This is a genomic window from Streptomyces sp. NPDC090442, from assembly GCF_044769405.1.
Lineage (GTDB): Bacteria > Actinomycetota > Actinomycetes > Streptomycetales > Streptomycetaceae > Streptomyces.
On the sequence record NZ_JBIVXW010000015.1, the window covers coordinates 81,358 to 102,620 of the forward strand.

Sequence of the window (21,263 nt, forward strand, 5' to 3'; positions counted from 1 at the left end):
GGGTGCCGCATCCGCGCCGTCCGCAACGGGCCCGTGAGCACACGGGCGCCGCGGTAGGCCGGAAGTGACGGGCGGGGCCCGCTGCCGGGGGGAATCCCGGCAGCGGGCCCCGTGTGCCCTGCGGTACCCTGACGCCATGTGTGCCGTACGCCTTCTGCTTAGCGGGCCGCGCTGATCAGTCCCGACCGGGCCCTTCGCTGTGGCCGCCCGGGTCGGAATCGGCGCGGCGTCCCCTCCTGAGCGAGGGGCATTTTTGTTTCCGCAGAAACCGTGTCCGCAGCAGCCGCAGGCAGAGACGATCGATGGAGCTTTGAGGACGATGAGCGAGACGACTACCGCTGCCGAGGTGGCAGCGCCGCACCGCTACACGGCCGCGCTGGCCGCCAACATCGAGGCACGCTGGCAGGACTTCTGGGAGGCGGAGGGGACCTACGAGGCCCCGAACCCGGTCGGAGAACTGGCCGGCGACGCCGAGGCGGTGGCCCGTCCCAAGAAGTTCATCATGGACATGTTCCCGTACCCCTCCGGTGCGGGGCTGCACGTCGGCCACCCCCTGGGCTTCATCGCCACCGACGTCTACGCCCGATACCACCGCATGACGGGCCACAACGTCCTGCACACCCTAGGCTTCGACGCCTTCGGCCTGCCCGCCGAGCAGTACGCCGTGCAGACCGGCACCCACCCGCGGGTCTCCACCGAGGCCAACATCGTCAACATGCGGCGCCAGCTGCGCCGCCTGGGCCTGGGCCACGACCAGCGCCGGTCGATCGAGACCATCGACCCGGCGTACTACAAGTGGACCCAGTGGATCTTCCTGCAGATCTTCAACTCCTGGTACGACCCGGAGGCCGACACGGCGCGGCCGATCGACACCCTGGTCGCCCAGTTCGAGGCCGGCACCCGGCCCACCCCCGACGGGCGGCCCTGGAGCGCGCTGAGCGCCCTGGAGCGGGCCGAGGTCCTGGGCGAGTACCGCCTGGCCTACGCCTCGGACGCCCCGGTCAACTGGTGCCCCGGACTGGGCACGGTGCTGGCCAACGAGGAGGTCACCGCCGAGGGCCGCTCCGAGCGCGGCAACTACCCGGTCTTCAAGGCCAAGCTGCGCCAGTGGAACATGCGCATCACCGCCTACGCGGACCGGCTGCTGCGCGACCTGGACGCGCTGGACTGGCCGGAGGCCATCAAGCTGCAGCAGCGCAACTGGATCGGCCGCTCCGAGGGCGCCCGCGTCGACTTCCCGGTCGGCGACGCCCACAAGATCACGGTCTTCACCACCCGCCAGGACACCCTGTTCGGCGCGACCTACATGGTCCTGGCCCCCGAGCACCCGCTGATCGCCGGCAACGGCAGCGACTCGATGGTCCCCGACGCCTGGCCCGAGGGCACCCACGACGTGTGGACCGGCGGCCACGCCACCCCCGCCGAGGCTGTCGCCGCCTACCGCAAGCAGGCCGCCGCCAAGTCCGACGTCGAGCGGCAGGCCGAGGCCAAGGACAAGACCGGCGTCTTCACCGGTGTCTACGCCACCAACCCGGTCAGCGGCGAGCAGGTCCCGGTCTTCATCGCCGACTACGTGCTGATGGGCTACGGCACCGGCGCCATCATGGCCGTCCCGGCGCACGACAGCCGCGACTTCGCCTTCGCCCGCGCCTTCGAGCTGACCATGCGCTGCGTCGTCGAGCCGACCGACGGCCGCAGCACCGACCCGGCCACCTGGGACGACGCGTTCGCCGCCTACGACGCGAAGCTGGTCAACTCGTCCGGCGACACCGTCTCGCTGGACGGCCTGGGCGTCACCGAGGCCAAGGCGAAGATCACCGAATGGCTGGCCGCCAACGGCATCGGCGAGGGCACCGTCAACTACCGGCTGCGCGACTGGCTGTTCAGCCGCCAGCGCTACTGGGGCGAGCCGTTCCCGATCGTCTACGACGAGGACGGCGTGGCGCACTCGCTGCCCGAGTCGATGCTGCCGCTGGAACTGCCCGAGGTCGACGACTACTCGCCGCGCACCTTCGACCCGGACGACGCCGACACAAAGCCCGAGACCCCGCTGTCCCGTAATGACGAGTGGGTCAACGTCGAGCTGGACCTGGGCGACGGGCGCGGGGTGCGGCGCTTCCGGCGCGAGACCAACACCATGCCCAACTGGGCCGGTTCGTGCTGGTACGAGCTGCGCTACCTGGACCCGAAGAACGACGACGCGCTGGTCGACCCGGCCGTCGAGCAGTACTGGATGGGCCCGCGTGACGGCCAGCCGCACGGTGGCGTCGACCTGTACGTGGGCGGCGCCGAGCACGCGGTGCTGCACCTGCTGTACGCCCGCTTCTGGTCCAAGGTGCTGCACGACCTGGGGCACGTCTCCTCCGTCGAGCCGTTCCACAAGCTGTACAACCAGGGCATGATCCAGGCGTACGTCTACCGGGACACCCGCGGCATCGCCGTCCCGGCGGCGGAGGTCGAGGAGCACGACGGCGGCGTCTTCTACTACGAGGGCGGCAAGGTCTCCCGGCTGCTGGGCAAGATGGGCAAGTCCCTGAAGAACGCGGTCACGCCGGACGAGATCTGCGCCGAGTACGGCGCGGACACCCTGCGCCTGTACGAGATGGCGATGGGTCCGCTGGACGTGTCGCGCCCGTGGGACACCCGCGCCGTCGTCGGCCAGTACCGCCTGCTGCAGCGGCTGTGGCGCAACGTGGTGGACGAGGCGACCGGCGAGGTCACCGTCGTCGACACCGAGCCGGACGAGGCCACCCTGCGGGCCCTGCACAAGGCGATCGACGGCGTCACCCAGGACATGGCGAACCTGCGCTTCAACACCGCCATCGCCAAGATCACCGAGCTGAACAACCACCTGACCAAGGTCGGCGGCCCGGTTTCGCGCACCGTGGCGGAGCGGCTGGTGCTGCTGGTGGCCCCGCTGGCGCCGCACATCGCCGAGGAGCTGTGGCGCAAGCTGGGGCACACCGAGTCCGTGGTGCACGCCGACTTCCCGGTAGCCGACCCGGCGTACGTCGTGGACGAGACGGTGACCTGCGTCGTCCAGATCAAGGGCAAGGTCAAGGCCCGTCTGGAGGTCGCCCCGGCGATCTCCGACGCGGACCTGGAGGCGGCGGCGCTGGCCGAGCCGGCGGTCGTCGCGGCACTGGACGGCGCGGGCATCCGGAAGGTGATCGTCCGCGCCCCGAAGCTGGTCAACATCGTGCCTGCGTGAGAGGCCGATCGGCGCCGGTCCTGCGGGGGCGGGGCTCGGGAGCAGCCCTCCTCCGGGGCGGGCTCCTGAGCGTCGACCCCGCGGGACGGGGCGGGTGAACTGCGGTCTCGCGTGATGGGGGCGTTCCTGCCGGGTGGTGGGGGCGTCCCCCTTCTCTTGCTCTTTCGCTTCGCCTGGCCCTTTCCCTTCGCGTGCGCGGGTGCGTGAGTGCGCGTGCGGGCGGGTGGGTTGGGGCTGAGGTGGGGTGGAGTGGCTGGTGGTCGTCGGGGCCGGGTCGTCTGGCCGGCGGGGTGTGATGACACCCTGTCTGACCTGGCCTTTTGTGAGGGTGAGGGCTGTGCGCGGGCGGTGTTCCGCGAGCGTATAGGTGGTTTCCCCTACGGGCAGGTTGGGGGTTCGTTTGGAACCCGCGACCTGCTCGACGCGTTTACCGTGGAGGTACGGGCGTCGGCGTGGAGCCGGCGCCGCCGACACCTCAGGGGAGCGTCCATGGAAGTTGCCGTCGCCATCTTCGGGTTGCTCTTCGTGCTGTTCGTGGTCGCCGGGGTGTTCGTCACGGTCAAGGCAGTGCAGGCGGCGAAGCGCGGGGTGGACCGCAAGGTCGCCCAGGCCCGGCGGACGGTCGAGGACACCACGCTGCGGGCCCGGCAGTTCACCCAGCCCGGAGTGGTCGGCGAACTGGCCCAACTGCGGCTCACGTTGCGCACGTCCATGCGGGCCACCCAGGAGGTCCTGCGGGTCGGCTCCGCCGACGACGCCTCGCTCGCCGAGGCGGTCCGGCTCTTCGAGCAACTCTCGGTGCATGGACGGGAGTTGGACGAGGACCTTCGTCGGCTGGAGCGTGAGCCCAGCAAGCCGACCATCGCGGCCCGTCTCCCCGAGCTCCGGGAGCGCCTGGAGCGGATCACACACTCCGCGGAGTCGCTGCGTTGGGCCGCCCGTGACCGGGCCCGCAAGTTCGCCGAGGACGACCTGGCCGCGTTGAGCGACCAGATCGACATGGAGGCGGGGGCCCTGCGGCACTGGACGGATGACGCGGCGGGAGGGGGCCAGCAGGGCGGGGAAGGCGGACGACCGGCGGCGGGTTCGCGACCCGCGACGGGCCCGGCGGCGACCGGACCCGGGGCCGGCACGGGGTCCGGTGTCGGCGCTGCCTCTGCGTCGGGTGCGGAGGGCTATTCCTGGGGCCCGGTGGAGGATGAGACCCCGGCGATCACCGCCCGGGACCCGCGTGCTCGGCCGACGTTTTCGTGGGAGAAGGCCCCGCAGCGGGAAACGTCCCGCGGCCGGGCGGAAGGCAACGGCGGTATAGCCGGGTAACCGGGTAAACGCGTCCCGTTCGCTCGCCGTGAACCCCCTCCTCGGAGCCTGATGCGAGATGTGCGCCGCGAGGTGTGAGATGGCAGTGGGGGATCGGCGAGCGGGGCGAGACGGCGGTGGTGGTGGCGGTGGGTGGGCTTGGGGAAGGGAAGCCCCAAGAGCGTCCGCACACGGCAGGCGCAGCCCGGCCCCTCCCGCCCCGACTGGCCGTGACCTGGGCGGACTTGGCAGAGGCTTGGCGAAACCGGGAAGATCTTCGGTAGGGGCCCGCACTGTCGGGCGCCTGCGTCCCCGGATAACCTCCCAGTCATGTCCCGCCATGTCGCGATCGTCACCGATTCCACGGCCTACCTGCCGCGCGCGGCCGTTGAACGCCACCGCATCACGGCCGTGCCGCTGACCGTCGTCCTGGGGGACCGGGCCCTGGAAGAGGGCACCGAGATCTCCGCGAGATCCGTTGCCCAAGCGCTCCAGAAGCGCCGGCCCGTCACGACCTCCCGGCCGAGCCCCGCTGTGTTTGCGGAAACGTATCGAGCCCTCGCCGAGGCCGGAGCGAGCAGCATCGTTTCGCTTCACCTCTCGTCGGAGTTCTCCGGCACGTACGACGCGGCGGTGCTGGCGGCGAAGGACGCCGCGGTCCCGGTACGGGTCGTGGACACCGGGATGGTGGCGATGGCCCTCGGATTCTGCGCGCTCGCCGCCGCGGAGGCGGTGGAGGCCGGTGGGGACGCCGACGATGCGGTGGCCGCCGCCGAGAAACGTGCCTCGGGCACCTCCGCCTACTTCTACGTCGACACCCTCGACTACCTACGGCGCGGCGGTCGGATCGGCGCGGCGCAGGCGCTGCTCGGCTCGGCGCTCGCCGTCAAGCCGATCCTGCAACTCGCCGACGGGCGCATCGAACTGCTGGAGAAGGTCCGCACGGCCTCCAAGGCCATCGCGCGCCTGGAGGAGATCGCCGTTGAGGGGGCGGGGGAGGGCCAGGTGGACATCGCGGTCCATCACCTCGCGGCGGCGGAGCGGGCCGATGCGTTGGCGGAACGGCTCCGCGAACGGGTGCCGGGGCTGAACGAGTTGCATGTGAGCGAGGTCGGCGCGGTGATCGGCGCGCATACCGGGCCGGGGCTGCTGGGGGTCGTGGTCTCGCCGAGGTGAGGGTGGCGATCGGGGTGTCGGGGTTTCGGGGCGTGGGGGTGCGGGGTGCGGTGGGTGTCGGTTGTGGGGCGGCCTGCCTGACGCCGATGTGACGCCATGTCTCGTGACGTCCGCAGAACGCCGATGTGAGGGTTGTGCGGCCGGTGTTGGGGGTGCGGCGGCTCTTGGCTCGGGGTGCCCGTGTGAGTGGCGGAGTTATCCACAACTCTCCGCTTATCCACGGTATTTGACGCGGATCGGCGAGATTCGCGCGAAGTGCCTACCGTCGGGTTCATGAACGCTTTTCGCACGGCTTCGTTGCCGGATTCAACGTCAGTGTCGGTATCGGTCTCCGCACCTGAGCCCATGGCCGGGTCGTCTCTCCCGTCGGCCTCCGGGTCGTCGACCACCCTCGCGCCGTCCGCGCGGTGGGGCAGAGGGGAGCGGGAGCGAGTTCGGGAGTGGAAGCGCGAGCGGACGCGGGCTCGGGCCGCGGTGATCTTCGGCGCCGTCCCTCAAGGCGGTGGAGCGCTGGCAGGGAGTGGCGAGGAGGGTGAGAGCGGCAGCGGTCTGAGGAGAGCGGGGCGCGCGGAGGCCGAGGCGAGAGCTGACGCCGATGCAGGAGCCGTTGCCGGTGTGGGGATCGACGCCGGTACGGGAGCCGGCGCTGGCGTGGGGGCGGGCGTCCTTGGTGCGTATGGTCCCGGCGGTGGCCATGGTCGGTCCGACTCGGGTGCGGAAGTGCCGCATCCGCATCGTGCACCGCCCCGTGAGCACGATCCTCCGGGTGCCCCCAGAGCAGAGCGTTGGTGGCCCGCGGTACGTGAACGGCTGCCGCTGTGGCTCCAGTTACGGTGCGGCACGGACCCGAAGGCGCTGGTGGCGCTGGTCCTGGTGCTCCTGGTGGGCGTGGGTTTCGCCGTCCATCACTTCTGGGCGGCGAGTCCGGAGCCGGTGCGGGCGCCGAGTGCCGAGAGTGCGGTCGCGGTGCCGGGAAGAGGCGGTCGCTCGTCGGCTCCGTCGGGGCCGCCGGCGCATGCCGAGTCCTCCGGTGCCACCACGGGTGGGCCGCCGGGCGGGGCCGGCCGGGTGTTGGTCGTGGACGTCGTGGGGAAGGTACGGCGGCCGGGGATCCAACGGCTGCCGGCGGGCTCGCGGGTGACCGATGCGCTGGAGGCCGCGGGCGGCGTGGTGAACGGGACGGACCTCCGTGGCCTCAACCGGGCGCGGCTGCTGACCGACGGCGAGCAGATCGCGGTCGGGGTGGCGGGTGCGGGCGCAGGGTCCGGTGCGCTGGGTGGCGCGGCCGGGAGCGGCGACTCGGGGAGTTCGGGGAGTGGCGCGTCGGGCCTGGCGAGTGGGCCGGTGAGCCTCAACTCGGCGACGGCACAGCAGCTTGACGCCTTGCCTGGAGTGGGCCCGGTCCTGGCCCGCCACATCATTGAATTCCGCACCCGGCACGGCGGGTTCACGTCGGTGGACCAGCTCCGTCAGGTGGCCGGCATCGGCGAGCGGCGGCTTGCCGATCTACGGTCCTTGGTCACGCCATGACGTCGGCAGGGGAGGGCGCCACCTCGACCCGTAATGCCGTGGCGTCGACGGATGGTGGGACGGCGAAGGACGCCGTGGTGGGGAGCGCCACGGTGGAGGGCACGGCGGGCGCCTCACGGAACGCGCCCGCTGATCTGCGGCTCGTCGGCCCCGCGCTGGCGGCATGGGCGGCGGCAGCGGTGGGGTTGGGCGCGCCGGGTGGTGCGGTAGCGGTGGGGTGCACGGTGGCCGTGGTGCTCGCGGTGTTCGCGATCTGGAGGGCCGGGGCGTTGCCGGTGTTCGCGCTCGGCACGTCCGTCCGTTCTCGTGCCGTAGGTGCCGACGGCGGGGGCCGGGGCGGCCCGGTGTCCGGACGGTTCGCGCGCGGCCATGGGCCAAGGCGCGGACGCGCCGCGGGGGCGCTCGTGGCGTTGGCGGCGGTGTTGCTGTGCGCCGCGGCGGGGGCCGCGTCCGCGGCGCTGCATGCCGCGGACGTGCGGCGCGGGCCACTGCCCACCTGGGCGCAGCGGTACGCCCAGCTCACGGTGGAGCTGGAGTTGACCGGAGATCCCCGGTTGACCCGGCCCAAGGTGCGGGGGTCGCAACGGACGCCGCCGGCACTGGTGTTCACCGCCGACGCCGTCCGCATCACGGCCCCGGACGGGACGGTAACCGCCGCCCACACCCCCGTACTGGCGGTCGTGCAGCAGCACCAGACGAAGGGCGCGAAGGGGGTGAAGAGTGCGGGAGAGGCAGCGGAAGCAGGGGAAGCGGGGGCGGGGCGGCGTGCTGACGGGGGAGGGGGCGGGGGCGGGTTGGCGCCGGAGTGGCGGAGGTTGCTGCCGTCGACCCGTATCCGGGTGACGGCGCGTGCCGCGCCGGCGCTGATGGCGGCTGACCGGACGGCCGCCGTGTTGCGGGTGACCGCCGCCGGTCCTCCGGTCGTGGTGGCGCCACCGTCCGCCCTCCAACGACTGGCCGGGAAACTGCGCGCCGGGCTGCGCGAGGCGACCGACGGGCTGCGCCCGGACGCCCGCGCACTGCTGCCCGGCCTCGTCGTGGGCGACATCTCACGGGTGCCGGCCGACCTCGACGACGCCTTCCGTGCCACCGACCTGACGCATCTGCTCGCCGTCTCCGGCAGCAACCTGACCATCGTGCTCACCGTGCTGATCGGCCCGCCACACCTCGCCGGCCAGGCCGAACGCCGAGGGTTGGCGCGCCGGTTGAGGCTCTCGCTGCGCGGCACCGCGCTGGTCGGCGGCGCCCTCGCGCTCGGCTTCGTCGTGGTGTGCCGCCCGGACCCCAGCGTGCTGCGGGCCGCCGCCTGCGGGCTGATCACCCTGCTCGCCATCGGCACCGGCCGCCGGCGCACGCTGCTTCCCGCGCTGGCCGCCGCCGTCCTGCTCCTGATCCTCTACGACCCGTGGCTGGCCCGGCGTTACGGCTTCCTGCTCTCCGTCCTGGCGACGGGCGCGCTGCTCCTGCTCGCTCCCCGCTGGAGCGCTGCCCTCCAGCGTCGTCGGGTGCCGTCCCGCCTCGCCGAGGTGATCGCTGCCGCGGCCGCGGCACAGGCGGTCTGCGCGCCGGTGATCGTGGTGATCGCGGCGCGGGTGGGACTGGTCGGCGTGCCCTGCAACCTGCTCGCCGAACTGGCCGTGACGCCCGCGACGATCCTGGGCTTCGCGGCGCTCGCGGTGGCTCCGGTGGCCCTGCCGGTCGCCAAGTTGCTGGCGTGGTGCGCGGGTTGGCCGGCCGAGTGGATCGCCGGTGTCGCCCGTACGGGGGCGGAGCTGCCGGGCGCGGAGGTCGAGTGGACGGGCGGCTGGAGGGGCGGGCTGACGCTCGCCGTCGTCACCGTGGTGCTGCTGGCGGTCGGCCGGCGGGTGCTGCGCCGTCGCTGGCTGAGTGTGCTGTGCGCGCTGGCCGTGGTCCTGGCGGTGTTCCGCCCCGCGCCGTTGACCCGGGTGCTGACCGGGTGGCCACCGCCGGACTGGCGGGTGGTGGCGTGCGATGTGGGGCAGGGCGACGGGTTGGTGCTGGCGGCCGGTGACGGTACGGCGCTGGTGGTGGACGCCGGGCCCGAGCCCCGCGCCATCGACCACTGTCTGACCGAGCTGGGCGTCCACCGGATCCCGTTGCTCGTTCTCACACACTTCCACGCGGACCATGTGGACGGTCTGCCCGGGGTGCTGCGCGGGCGTTCGGTCGGGGCGATCGAGACCACGACGCTCCAAGAGCCCTACAGCCAGGCGAAGTTCGTACGGGGTGTCGCGGCCGAGGCCAAGGTCCCCGTCATCCGTGCGGCGCCGGGGGAGCGGCGTCACCTCGGGGCGCTTACGTGGGAGGTCCTCTGGCCGACCGCCCCGTTGGCGCCGAAGGCGGGTACGGGCCAGCCGGGACCGTCGTTGCCCGATGGCGGCGAGTTCTCCGGGCCCAACGACGCGAGCGTCACCCTGCTGGTCCGGACGGGCGGGCTGACCGTCCTACTGCTGGGCGATCTCGAACCACCGGCTCAGCAGGCGTTGTTGGCCGCTCACCCGGAGCTGGCCGCCGTCGACGTCCTGAAGGTGGCGCACCATGGTTCCGCCTATCAGGACCCCGAGTTGATGCAGCGCCTGATACCGCGCCTGGCGCTCGTCTCCTGCGGCGCCGGAAACCCGTACGGGCATCCCGCACCGCGCACCATCGCGGCGCTGCGGGCCCGGGGCACCCTGGTGCTGCGCACCGACACCGACGGCGCCATCGCGGTCGTCGGCACCCCGGGCAAGCTGTCCGCGGTGGTCGGCGGACGCCGGCCCAGGGGGCGTGCCGGGGTCAGGACCGGGACCGGACGTCGACCTGGATCCCGGTATGGACGTCGGTCCGGACACCGGGCGAGGCGCTGGTCCAGACGCCAGTCCAGCCGTCGGGGCGGCCGATGGGCGCCGCAGCAGAGCCGACCGACGCACCAGCGACGATGGAGAGGCGACCGACGATCGAGAGACGACCGACGATCGAGAGGCGACACAGGGAGAGGACGCAGATCTGATGGACGAGGCCACCACGGATGCTTACCTTCGGCGGATATCCGCTGACCGGCCGGGCGCACCCGACGACGCGGCGCTGCGTGCGCTGCAACTGAGCCATCTGCGGGCCGTGCCGTTCGAGAACCTCGCCATTCATCTGGGGGAGGAGATCGCGCTCGCGGAGCAGCCGCTGCTGGACAAGATCGTTGGGGCCCGTCGCGGTGGGTTCTGTTACGAGCTCAACGGTGCGTTCGCGGCGCTGCTCCGGGCGTTGGGGTACGAGGTCGAGCTGCTCTCGGCGCGGGTGTTCGGGCCCGAGGGGATCGGGATTCCCTACGACCACCTGGCGTTGCGGGTCCGCACGCCCACCGGGTCCTGGCTCGTGGACGTCGGCTTCGGGCGGCACAGCCACCATCCGCTGCGGCTCGACAGCGACGCGGAGCAGGTGGATCCCGGCGGGCGCTTCCGAATAGTGGGGACGGGGGAGGGGGACCTTGACGTCTACCGGGACGGGGAGCCGCAGTACAGGCTGGAGCAACGCCCGCGCGAGCTGGCGGACTTCGAGGCCGGCTGCTGGTGGCAGCGGACGTCGCCCACGTCGCATTTCAGGCGGTCGCTGGTCTGCTCGCGGCTCACGGAGACCGGCCGGGTGACGCTCTCCGGGCGCACGTTGGTGCTCACCGGTGCCGAGGGCGCCCGCGAGGAGCGCGAGCTGAGTGCGGCGGAGGTCCTGCCGGCCTACCGCACCCATTTCGGCATCGTGTTGGACCGGGAACCGGCCCTCGGCCAGGAGGGGCGTGCGGGGGAGGAGGACGGGCGGAGGGACTGAACCCTCGCTGGTGCCTCGGGTCCTGGCGCCACCGGCTCTGATGCTTCTGGCTCCGGTGCCTTCGGTCCTGGCGCCTCCGGCGTTACTCGGTCTCGCGCCAGCCGTCGTACTCCCCGGCGAGGGCGGCCAGGCCGGCGGCGTCGTAGGAGGCGTCGGGGTCCTCGACCACGACCAGCCACTGCGCGTCCTCGGCGTCGTCCTCGCCGGCCAGGGCGTCCCGTACGAGCTGGGGTTCCTCGGCGACGCCGAAGCGTTCCGTCAGGGCCTCGGCCACCTCCTCGGCGGCGTCGCGGTCGGGGAGGACGAGGACGTGGCGTCCGTTGTGGGTGTCGTTCACCGGTCCATTGTCGGTCAGGGGCGAGCTGCGGAGCACCGGGGCGGGCGCTCGGGGCCCGGTGCGGGCGGGGTTGTCAGTGGGGCGTGGGATGCTGGACGCGATGGCCAGGATGACAGCTAACGACGACCCGCTCGCCCCCGTCACGATCGCGGTGGGGCAGGAGGAACTGCTGCTCGACCGCGCGGTGCAGCAGGTGGTGGCCGCTGCCCGGGCGGCCGACGCGGACACCGATGTGCGCGACCTCACCCCCGACCAGCTCCAGCCCGGCACCCTGGCCGAGCTGACCAGCCCCTCGCTCTTCGCCGAGCGCAAGGTCGTGGTGGTGCGCGCCTCCCAGGACCTGTCGGCGGACACCGTCAAGGACGTGAAGGCGTACCTCGGCTCGCCCGCCGAGGAGATCACCCTGGTCCTGCTGCACGCCGGAGGCGCCAAGGGCAAGGGTCTGTTGGACGCGGCCCGTAAGGCGGGGGCGCGCGAAGTGGCCTGCCCCAAGATGACCAAGCCCGCGGACCGCCTGTCCTTCGTCCGCGGTGAGTTCCGGGCGGCCGGCCGCCCGGCCACGCCGGAAGCCTGCCAGGCGCTGGTGGACGCCATCGGCAGCGATCTGCGCGAGCTGGCGTCGGCGTGCGCGCAGTTGGCCGCCGACGTCGAGGGCACGATCGACGACGCCGTGGTCGCGCGTTACTACACCGGCCGCGCGGAAGCGTCCAGCTTCACCGTCGCCGACCGTGCGGTCGAAGGGCGGGCCGCCGAGGCGTTGGAGGCGCTGCGTTGGGCGATTGCGACCGGGGTCGCCCCCGTCATGATCACCAGCGCGTTGGCGCAGGGCGTCCGGTCCATCGGCAAGCTGGCCTCCGCCCCACGCGGCGCCCGCCCCGGCGACCTCGCCCGCGAACTGGGCATGCCGCCCTGGAAGATCGACCGGGTCCGGCAGCAGATGCGCGGCTGGTCGGCGGAGGGCGTGGCGGCGGCGTTGCGCGCGGTGGCCGAGGCCGACGCGGGGGTGAAGGGCGGCGGGGACGACCCCGAATACGCCCTGGAGAAGGCCGTGGTGGCGATCGCGCGGGCGGCCCGCTCGCGGCGATAGCGAGAGAACGGCGGCGAGGCGGCGGAGGCGGCGAGCCGGCAGAGCGGCCGGCGGTGACGCGGGCAGCGGCGGCAGTGGCGACGGCGATGGCGATGGCGGTGAGGTGTGCTGGCGCCGCGGAGCCAGCACACCCACGCGGCAGCCGATCGGTTACGCATCAGGCGATCGGTCACACGGCAGCCGATCGGTCGGTCAGTCGATCAGTGAGGCCCGGCACGACACCGGAGTTCAGCGCGGAGCGCCACCGCGGCGCACCCGCACCCGAGCCCCTCACCCGGCCCATCTCCGCCGCCCCGCACCGCAGTTCGGCGTGGCAGGAGTGACACCGCAAGCCGGTACTCGACTCGGTACTCGACCCGGCGCCGCACCCGTCGGCGGCCCTTCCTGGCCACCTCGGCGCCCCAACCCGGCGGTTCAGCGTTGCAACCGCTTAAGGGTCTCCTTCGCGCTGGTTTCCAGCATCGTGGCGACCTCGGCCGGCGCCGGCGGCTTGGTGCCGCTGCTGCTCGACGTATAGCTGGACCAGGTCGACTGGTACGTCATCCAGCCGTCGCGGACGGCGAGGATCACATAGGAGTTGTTGTTGCTGGGGGCGTCGTTGCGGGTGATGAGATACGCCTCGTCGCCGATGCCGGACACGGGCTCGACCTTGTACGTGAGCGAGGTCTGCTGCTTCTCGTAGGAGCGGTAGATGTCGGCGAACTCCGGGGCCGGGTCGGCCTTCTTGTGCAGGGTGGCGGAGCTGTAGACCCAGGTCGAGGAGTAGCCGGCGGTGGGGCCGGCGTTGTCCGCGGCGAGGGAGACGTTGCACCACATCGAGTCCATGGAGTTCATCCGGGTCCCGCTGTGCTGCGGGTTCGGCGGGGACGACGGGCTTGGTGCGCCGGGCGTGCCCGAACCCGAGCCGGTGCCGCCGCCGGGGCTCGGCTTCGCCTTGTACCCGGCGCTCTCGAACGGGGTGAGGGAGGTCGCGGCGCACAGGTCGGACCGGTAGGCGTAGCCCTTGAGTTCGGGGTCGGGCTCCGAGGAGAACGCGCCGGTGGCGAACAGCACGGACGCCCCGATCGCGGTGGCGGCCACCGCGCCGCCGACGGCCCACAGCCACCCGGAGGCGGAGGAAGCGGTGCTCCGACGGGGCGTCTCGATCGGGGGCAGGGCGCTGAGGAGGTCAACGCCCCGGCCGCCGCCGGGCGGTGCCCCGTGGGCCGCACCCGGTACACCCGGGGCGCCCGGCGTCGGATAGCCGTAGCCGCCCGGTACTTGGGGCGGCGCGGACGGTGCTCCCGGGTGTGGACCCGGTGGATTCCGCGGACCTTGGAGGCCCTGCGGGAACGGTTGGGCGTAGGGATTCTGCTGGGCGGGCACCGGCGGTTGGGGTGCGGGCGGCGGGCCGTAGGCGGGAGGCTGCGGCGCCGGGAAGGGATCGTTCTGGTCCCCCGTATTGGACATGGCGGCAGCGTAGCGGACAACTCCGGCACCGGACCCGGCCCGTTGCGGTCCACCCGCCCTACGGTCACCAGCTCAGCGCCCCGGGATCCTCCACGCGCCCCCGCACCCCCGCGCACGACGAGCATCCCACTACGCAGCGACCAACCCACGAAGCAACGAAAGCCCCACAACCAACCAGCCCCCCGGCCTCCACCAGCCCTCAACCCCCGCCCACCCCAACGAAAAACCCCGCCGGCCCGAAGGCACTGGCGGGGTCTTTCCCTCCACGTGACGTGGATCTCCGTGGATCTCCGCGTCATGTGGATCTAGTTATGGGCGGCTGCTCTGCGGATTGGATTCCGCGGAGAGCCTGGGCGCCGCACCCGCGTGGCGAACGCAGGCCGCGTGCGGCGCGGTGGTGCACCGGCAGGGAGCGGTGAGAGGGGCCGCTGGGTCCCTGAACGGCAGGGTGACCGCGACGGGCGCGGTCGGGTGGAGGTCAGCCCTTGAGGGCGGCGACCTTCTTGGCCAGCGCCGACTTCTTGTTGGCGGCGTTGTTCTTGTGCAGCACACCCTTGCTGACGGCCTTGTCGAGCTTCTGGGCCGCCAGGGCCTGCGCGGCGGTGGCCTTCTCCAGGTCACCGGCCTCGATGGCCTCGCGGGTGCGACGGATCGCGGTCTTCAGCGAGGACTTGACAGCCTTGTTGCGCTGACGAGCCTTCTCGTTGGTCTTGATCCGCTTCATCTGGGACTTGATGTTCGCCACGAAAGAGCCTTTTCAGGTTCGTTGGAGTTTCGAGTTGCGCCTCGCACGAGAGAGGGCACGAAGCGCAGTGGACCAGGCTACCAGCAGGGTTTACGCGCGCCCAAACCGGGCTACGGGACGGCCCCCGCCCCGCCCGTCCCGGATGCCCGAACCGCCCCACCCCCGGCGCTCATGGGACGATGGGGGAGACCTCACAAGACCGAGTCCCGCCTACCCGCGTTCACTGAATGGACCCTGCGTGCCCGCGACCCCTACGAACGTGCCGGAGCCGAGCCGTACCGACCCGGCGCTCCTCCGTAACTTCTGCATCATCGCGCACATCGACCACGGCAAGTCGACGCTCGCCGACCGGATGCTCCAGCTCACCGGTGTCGTCGACCAGCGGCAGATGCGCGCGCAGTACCTCGACCGCATGGACATCGAGCGCGAGCGCGGCATCACGATCAAGTCCCAGGCGGTCCGGCTGCCCTGGGAGCCCTCCGAGGGCCAAGAGGGAAGTGGCGCGACCCACATCCTGAACATGATCGACACCCCGGGCCACGTCGACTTCACCTACGAGGTCTCCCGGTCGCTCGCCGCGTGCGAGGGCTGCATCCTCCTCGTCGACGCCGCCCAGGGCATCGAGGCCCAGACCCTCGCCAACCTCTACCTGGCGATGGAGCACGACCTCACGATCATCCCCGTCCTCAACAAGATCGACCTGCCGGCCGCGCAGCCCGAGAAGTTCGCCGCCGAGCTGGCGAACCTCGTCGGCTGTGAGCCCGAGGACGTGCTGAAGGTCTCCGCCAAGACCGGCGTCGGCGTGCCCGAGCTGCTGGACCGGGTCGTCCGCGAGGTGCCGGCCCCGGTCGGCGTCAAGGACGCCCCCGCCCGCGCGATGATCTTCGACTCGGTCTACGACGCGTACCGCGGCGTCGTGACGTACGTGAAGGTCGTCGACGGCACGCTCAGCAAGCGCGAGCGGATCAAGATGATGTCCACCGGCGCCGCGCACGAGCTGCTGGAGATCGGGACGAACTCGCCGGAGATGAAGTCGGCCGACGGCCTGTCCGTCGGCGAGGTCGGCTACCTGATCACCGGCGTGAAGGACGTCCGGCAGTCCAAGGTCGGCGACACGATCACCCAGCTCACCAAGGGTGCCCAGGAGCCGCTGGGCGGCTACAAGGACCCCAAGCCGATGGTGTTCTCCGGGCTGTACCCGCTCGACGGCTCGGACTACCCCGAGCTGCGCGACGCCCTGGACAAGCTCCAGCTCAACGACGCCGCGCTGGTCTACGAGCCGGAGACGTCGGCGGCCCTGGGCTTCGGTTTCCGCGTCGGCTTCCTGGGCCTGCTGCACCTGGAGGTCATCCGGGAGCGCCTGGAGCGGGAGTTCGGGCTCGACCTGATCGCCACCGCGCCCAACGTGGTCTACCGGGTGCAGATGGAGGACGGGGCGGAGCACACCGTCACCAACCCCAGCGAGTTCCCGGTCGGCAAGATCGACACGGTGCACGAGCCGGTGGTCCGGGCCACGATCCTGGCGCCCAGCGAGTTCATCGGCTCGATCATGGAGCTGTGCCAGAACCGCCGCGGCTCGTTGCTGGGCATGGACTACCTCTCCGAGGACCGGGTCGAGATCCGCTACACCCTGCCGCTCGCCGAGGTCGTCTTCGACTTCTTCGACCAGCTCAAGTCCAAGACCCGCGGCTATGCCTCGCTGGACTACGAGCCCACCGGCGAGCAGTCCGCCGACCTGGTCAAGGTCGACATCCTGCTGCACGGCGACAAGGTCGACGCGTTCTCCGCGATCACGCACAAGGACAAGGCGTACGCGTACGGCGTGCGGCTGGTGGCCAAGCTGCGCGAGCTGATCCCGCGGCAGAGCTTCGAGGTGCCGATCCAGGCCGCCATCGGCAGCCGGGTCATCGCCCGTGAGACGGTCCGCGCCATCCGCAAGGACGTCCTCGCCAAGTGCTACGGCGGTGACATCTCCCGTAAGCGGAAGCTGCTGGAGAAGCAGAAGGAAGGCAAGAAGCGGATGAAGATGGTCGGCAGCGTGGAGGTCCCGCAGGAGGCCTTCATCGCGGTGCTGTCCTCGGACTCCGACGGCGACGCGAAGAAGAAGTAGCGGAGTAGCGGGAAGACGAAGTGGCAAGAAGCGGGGCGTAGTTGGGTGCGTGGCCATTGCGCCCGCTCGCGGGGCGTCGGTTCCTTGACGGGAGCCGGCGCCCCGTTGTCGTTCCCGGTCAGCCCGCCGGTCAAGCGCGTGTCATGTGCACCTTTCGCGCGGGTCACATCGTGAACCAGTCGGGTGCAGCCCCTTACGTGGCGGCGTCACGCGCTCTACTCTGATCACTGCTCAAAGGTTACTCGCGAGTCACCAGCAACGAAGCGGGCCCCGGAGGACGCCGTGACCGACACTCACACGCTGATCGACAACCGGCCGCCTTCGGTGGCGACCCTCTTCCTGGAGCGGGTCGCGGCCACCCCGGATACCGAGGCCTACCGCTATCCCGTCCCGCCGGCCTCGGGCACCGGTCCGGACGCCTGGAAGACGCTGACCTGGGGCCAGGCCGCCGAGCGGGTCCTCGCCACGAGCGCCGGGCTGATCTCGCTCGGCGTCCGCCCCGAGGAGCGGGTGGCACTGGCCGCCAACACCCGCGTCGAGTGGATCCTCGCCGACCTCGGAGTGCTCTGCTCCGGCGCCGCCACCACCACCGTCTACCCCTCCACCAACGCCGACGAGACCGCCTTCATCCTGGCCGACTCCGGCAGCCGGGTGCTGATCGCGGAGAACGCCGCGCAGCTCGCCAAGGCCCGCGAGAAACGCGCCGAACTCCCCGAGCTGGCCCACGTCGTGGTCATCGACGGGGCCGACGCCCGGCCCGCCGAGGACGACCCCGAGGGGTGGGTGCTCTCCCTCGCCGAACTGGAGAAGCGCGGCACCGTCTATCTGGAGCAGCACCCGGAGTGCGTCAAGGAACGGGTCGCCGCACTCCGCGCCGACCAACTGGCCACCCTGATCTACACCTCCGGCACCACCGGCCGCCCCAAGGGCGTCCGGCTGGTGCACGACTGCTGGGCGTACATGGCCCGCGCCATCCAGGCGACCGGGATGGTCACCGCGGACGACGAGCAGTACCTCTGGCTGCCGCTTGCGCACGTCTTCGGGAAGGTGCTGACCGCCGGGCAGATCTCCGTCGGCCACGTGATCGCGGTGGACGGCCGAGTCGACAAGATCATCGAGAACCTGCCGGTGGTCCGGCCCACCTACATGGCCGCCGTCCCGCGGATCTTCGAGAAGGTCTACAACGGCGTCGCGGCCAGGGCCCGGGAGGGCGGCGCCGCCAAGTACAAGATCTTCCAGTGGGCGGCCGAGGTGGCCCGGGAGTACGCCAAGACCTCCCAGGAGAACTTCCGGCACACCGGCAACGCCTCGGTGCCGTTCGCGCTCGCCGCCAAGCACAAGGTCGCCGACGCCCTCGTCTACACCAAGCTGCGCGAGGCGTTCGGCGGCCGGCTGCGCGCCGCGATCTCCGGCTCCGCCGCCCTCGCCCCGGACATCGGCTACTTCTTCGCCGGCGCCGGCATCCACATCCTGGAGGGCTACGGCCTGACGGAGTCCAGCGCCGCCAGCTTCGTCAACCCCGGCGAGGCGTACCGCACCGGCACCGTCGGCAAGCCGCTGCCCGGCACCGAGGTGCGGATCGCCGAGGACGGCGAGATCCTGCTGCGCGGCCCCGGCATCATGCAGGGCTACCACGGCCTGGCCGACAAGACCGCCGAAGTGCTGGAGGAGGACGGCTGGTTCCACACCGGCGACATCGGCGAGCTGTCCGCCGACGGCTACCTGCGGATCACCGACCGCAAGAAGGACCTCATCAAGACCTCCGGCGGCAAGTACATCGCCCCCGCCGAGGTGGAGGGCCAGTTCAAGGCCGTCTGCCCGTTCGTCTCCAACGTGGTGGTGCACGGCGCCAACCGGAACTTCTGCACCGCGCTGATCGCCCTGGACGAGCCGACCATCCTCACCTGGGCCAAGGAGCACGGCCTGGGTGGCAGGAGCTACGCCGAGGTCGTCGCCACCGACCAGGTCCGCGCGCTGATCGACGGCTACGTGGAGCGCGTCAACGAGGGGCTCCAGAGGTGGCAGCAGATCCGCAAGTTCCGGCTGCTGCCGCGCGATCTGGACATCGAGCACGGGGAGATCACCCCCAGCCTCAAGATCAAACGACCGGTCGTGGAGCGGGCGTTCAAGGACCTGCTCGACGAGATGTACGCCGGCGCGCGGGAGGCGTGAGCGGGAGGGCGCCGTGCGGGCGCACGCCCCGGCGGGCCCGCGCCGCCCCGCACCGTGCCCCGTCCGCCGTCGCCCTCAGGGGGGTCCCGGGCGGCCGATCACGTCATGCGTCAGCCGCGTCACCGCCTCTGACCACGCACTTCCGTGACTCACCGCTTATGAGCGCGCTCGTTCTGTCACCCTGACGGGAGGCGCATCCGGCGCCGCTGGGGAACCGCTCGGGAGTTGCTCAATGAGGATGACAACTACGGCCGGACGGAACGACATCGCAGGGGCCGCCGCCCGCTCCCTGCGTGCCACGCTGCCCGGGGACCCGCGGGCCGCGGCGGCCGCGCGGAAGTTCGTCCGGGCCGCCTTCGCGGACTGGCGCGCGCGGGGCCTGCCCGGCGCCGACCGCCTCACCGAACGGCTGGCGGACGAAACGGTGCTGCTGGTCAGCGAGTTGGTGACCAACGCGGTGGTGCACGCGGGCACCACCGTCGAACTCCTCTGCCGGCTCGACCCCGCCGAGGAGCCGCTGCCGCACCCCGACGACCTCCCGGGCGACGACCTTCCGGACGTCGCCTCCGAGGAGCCACCCCGCCCCGGCCTGGTCATCGAGGTCTCCGACCGGCACCCCACCCAGCCCGTACGGGCCCGCGAGGACACCGGCGCGCTCGAAGGCGGCGGCCACGGGCTCCGGTTGATCAGCGCGGTCGCCGAAGCCTGGGGCGTCACCTACCGGCGGGCGATGAAGACGGTGTGGTTCCGACTGCCGGTCGGCGGCCCCGACGCGAGCTGGCCGGAACCGGACACCGTCGACGACGCCTGCGACGCCTACGCCACCGCGGACGCCCACGACGACCAGGCGTTCCGGCGCGCCCTGCGGACCTCCGAACTCCTCGCCCCGGTGCCCCGCCGCCCCGCCCCGCCCGAGGACCGGCCGGCACCCGGCCGCGGGGGCGTCGACAGCGGCGCGCTCTCCTTCCTCGCGGAGGCGTCCGACCTGCTCTCCGGGCAGCTCGACGCCGACCAGGTCGCCTCGCTGGCCGCCCAGTTGATCGTCCCGCGGCTCGCCGACTGGTGCGCGGTGTGGCTGCACGACGGCGACGGCGGCGCCCCCGGCCGCGGCCTCACCGAGGCCGGCGAGGCGCCACGGCTCGCCCGCGTCTGGCACATGTACGAGGGCCGGATCGACGCGCTGCGCACCGCGCTGGAGAAGGAGCCGCCCGGCCTGAGGACCGACGCCGCCGGCAACCGGCCGGTGCCGGTGCCCTGGCCGTGGTCGGACGGACCGGTCGGCGAGGGGGAGTTCGACGGCGCGGCGCTGGCCTGCCCGCTGGTCACCGGCGGCCGGCGGCTGGGTACCGTACTGCTCGGCCGGGCCGGGCTGCGGCGGTTCCCCGGCGAGGCGGTGGCGCTGATCGAGGACCTGTGCCGCCGGGCCGCCCGCGCGGTCGCCACCGCCCGCGCCTACAGCCGCCAGGAACGCATCAGCCGGGTCCTCCAGCGCCGGCTGCTGCCGCAGGGCCGGGCCCGGGTCCCCGGGGTGGCGTCGGCGGTGGTCTACGAGCCGCGCGAAGGCGCCTGGGCCGGCGGGGACTTCTGGGACCTCTTCGACGCCGGCGACGGCCGCTGGTGCTTCGCCCTCGGCGACGTCTGCGGCAGCGGCCCGGAGGCGGCCGCGGTCACCGGGCTCGCCCGCCCCGTGCTGCGGCTGCTGGCCCGCGACGGCTTCGGCGTCTCCGAGGTCCTCGACCGGCTCAACAAGACCATGGCCCGGGAAGCCTCGGACTCCGTCGCGGCGGTCGCGGCGGCGGTGGCGGCGGCCGGCGCGGGCGCGGAGTCCCCCGTGGAGATCCGCGAGGAGGGCGAACAGGCCCGCTTCCTCTCGCTCCTCTACGGCGAGATCGTCCCGTACGGCGGCGGCACCGGCGGCGCGCGCTGCACCCTGGCCAGCGCCGGCCACCCGCTCCCGTTGGTGCTCGGCACCGACGGCGCGGTCCGGGTCGTCGCGGCGCCGCAGATGCTGCTGGGCGTCGTCGAGGAGGCGGTCTACGTCAGCGAGTCCTTCGACCTGTGCCCCGGGGAGACGCTGCTGTGCGTCACCGACGGGGTGACCGAGCGGCGCTGCGGCCGGCGGCTCTTCGACGACGAGGACGGCCTGGCCGGCGCGCTCGCCGCGACCGCCGGCCGCAGCGCCGAGGGCATTGCCGAACACATCCGCCGCACCGTCCACGCCTTCGGGCCGACCCCGCCCGACGACGACCTGGCCTTGATGGTGCTCCAGGCGGCGGGTGGGGGCGGGCGCCCGTAGGGGGCGGTCGAACGGGTCCCGTAGGGGGTGCGAGG

13 protein-coding genes are annotated in these 21,263 nt (G+C 72.4%); 10 read left to right on the forward strand and 3 right to left on the reverse strand.

The window, feature by feature from the left end; genetic code table 11:
* The first annotated feature begins 319 nt into the window (after positions 1-319).
* The 6 genes from ACIQU6_RS13450 to ACIQU6_RS13475 all read left to right on the forward strand — a co-directional run bounded on the left by ACIQU6_RS13450 (position 320) and on the right by ACIQU6_RS13475 (position 11,032).
* On the forward strand, positions 320-3,211 hold the full coding sequence (locus ACIQU6_RS13450) for a leucine--tRNA ligase (RefSeq protein ID WP_403481749.1): 2,892 nt from the start codon (positions 320-322) through the stop codon (positions 3,209-3,211).
* Between the two features lie 489 nt (positions 3,212-3,700).
* Positions 3,701-4,531: a hypothetical protein gene (locus tag ACIQU6_RS13455; RefSeq protein WP_403481750.1), complete on the forward strand. Its 831-nt coding sequence runs from the start codon at positions 3,701-3,703 to the stop codon at positions 4,529-4,531.
* A 309-nt stretch (positions 4,532-4,840) separates the two neighbouring features.
* Positions 4,841-5,686 (forward strand): DegV family protein, encoded by an 846-nt coding sequence (locus ACIQU6_RS13460; RefSeq protein WP_403481751.1) that lies wholly within the window; start codon positions 4,841-4,843, stop codon positions 5,684-5,686.
* A gap of 858 nt (positions 5,687-6,544) precedes the next feature.
* Positions 6,545-7,216 (forward strand): helix-hairpin-helix domain-containing protein, encoded by a 672-nt coding sequence (locus ACIQU6_RS13465; RefSeq protein ID WP_403481752.1) that lies wholly within the window; start codon positions 6,545-6,547, stop codon positions 7,214-7,216.
* The gene (locus tag ACIQU6_RS13470) at positions 7,213-10,272 is read left to right on the forward strand and encodes a ComEC/Rec2 family competence protein (protein ID WP_403481753.1); all 3,060 of its coding nucleotides are present in this window, start codon (positions 7,213-7,215) and stop codon (positions 10,270-10,272) included. Before ACIQU6_RS13465 ends, ACIQU6_RS13470 begins: the two co-directional genes overlap by 4 nt.
* Positions 10,226-11,032: an arylamine N-acetyltransferase gene (locus tag ACIQU6_RS13475; RefSeq protein ID WP_403481754.1), complete on the forward strand. Its 807-nt coding sequence runs from the start codon at positions 10,226-10,228 to the stop codon at positions 11,030-11,032. Before ACIQU6_RS13470 ends, ACIQU6_RS13475 begins: the two co-directional genes overlap by 47 nt.
* 82 nt (positions 11,033-11,114) lie before the next feature.
* Here ACIQU6_RS13475 and ACIQU6_RS13480 read toward each other — a convergent pair whose 3' ends face one another.
* A complete protein-coding gene (locus ACIQU6_RS13480; RefSeq protein WP_403481755.1) occupies positions 11,115-11,369 on the reverse strand; it encodes a hypothetical protein in 255 nt (84 codons plus the stop codon).
* A 100-nt stretch (positions 11,370-11,469) separates the two neighbouring features.
* On the opposite strand from ACIQU6_RS13480, the gene holA reads away from it, so the two are divergent.
* The gene (gene holA, locus ACIQU6_RS13485; protein WP_403481756.1) at positions 11,470-12,456 is read left to right on the forward strand and encodes a DNA polymerase III subunit delta; all 987 of its coding nucleotides are present in this window, start codon (positions 11,470-11,472) and stop codon (positions 12,454-12,456) included.
* A 414-nt stretch (positions 12,457-12,870) separates the two neighbouring features.
* Here the strand turns inward: holA and ACIQU6_RS13490 are convergent, their stop codons facing one another.
* Positions 12,871-13,905, reverse strand: a complete 1,035-nt coding sequence (locus tag ACIQU6_RS13490; RefSeq protein WP_403481757.1) for a hypothetical protein — start codon at positions 13,903-13,905, stop codon at positions 12,871-12,873.
* Between the two features lie 478 nt (positions 13,906-14,383).
* On the reverse strand, positions 14,384-14,650 hold the full coding sequence (gene rpsT, locus ACIQU6_RS13495; RefSeq protein WP_274915753.1) for a 30S ribosomal protein S20: 267 nt from the start codon (positions 14,648-14,650) through the stop codon (positions 14,384-14,386).
* A gap of 238 nt (positions 14,651-14,888) precedes the next feature.
* Here rpsT and lepA point away from each other — a divergent pair, with 238 nt between their 5' ends.
* From lepA to ACIQU6_RS13510, 3 genes are all read left to right on the forward strand, one after another.
* Entirely contained in the window at positions 14,889-16,760 is a 1,872-nt protein-coding gene (gene lepA, locus ACIQU6_RS13500) for a translation elongation factor 4 (protein WP_403481758.1), read from the forward strand.
* 282 nt (positions 16,761-17,042) lie between these two features.
* Positions 17,043-18,932, forward strand: a complete 1,890-nt coding sequence (locus ACIQU6_RS13505; protein WP_403481759.1) for an AMP-dependent synthetase/ligase — start codon at positions 17,043-17,045, stop codon at positions 18,930-18,932.
* Between the two features lie 238 nt (positions 18,933-19,170).
* Positions 19,171-21,228 (forward strand): SpoIIE family protein phosphatase, encoded by a 2,058-nt coding sequence (locus tag ACIQU6_RS13510; protein ID WP_403481803.1) that lies wholly within the window; start codon positions 19,171-19,173, stop codon positions 21,226-21,228.
* Positions 21,229-21,263: the final 35 nt, after the last annotated feature.

Coding starts and splice junctions, on each gene's coding strand:
- ACIQU6_RS13450 (WP_403481749.1), top strand. CDS start 320: ATGAGCGAGACGACTACCGCTGCCGAGGTGGCAGCGCCGCACCGCTAC.
- ACIQU6_RS13455 (WP_403481750.1), top strand. CDS start 3,701: ATGGAAGTTGCCGTCGCCATCTTCGGGTTGCTCTTCGTGCTGTTCGTG.
- ACIQU6_RS13460 (WP_403481751.1), top strand. CDS start 4,841: ATGTCCCGCCATGTCGCGATCGTCACCGATTCCACGGCCTACCTGCCG.
- ACIQU6_RS13470 (WP_403481753.1), top strand. CDS start 7,213: ATGACGTCGGCAGGGGAGGGCGCCACCTCGACCCGTAATGCCGTGGCG.
- ACIQU6_RS13475 (WP_403481754.1), top strand. CDS start 10,226: ATGGACGAGGCCACCACGGATGCTTACCTTCGGCGGATATCCGCTGAC.
- holA (WP_403481756.1), top strand. CDS start 11,470: ATGGCCAGGATGACAGCTAACGACGACCCGCTCGCCCCCGTCACGATC.
- ACIQU6_RS13490 (WP_403481757.1), bottom strand. CDS start 13,905: ATGTCCAATACGGGGGACCAGAACGATCCCTTCCCGGCGCCGCAGCCT.
- ACIQU6_RS13510 (WP_403481803.1), top strand. CDS start 19,171: ATGACAACTACGGCCGGACGGAACGACATCGCAGGGGCCGCCGCCCGC.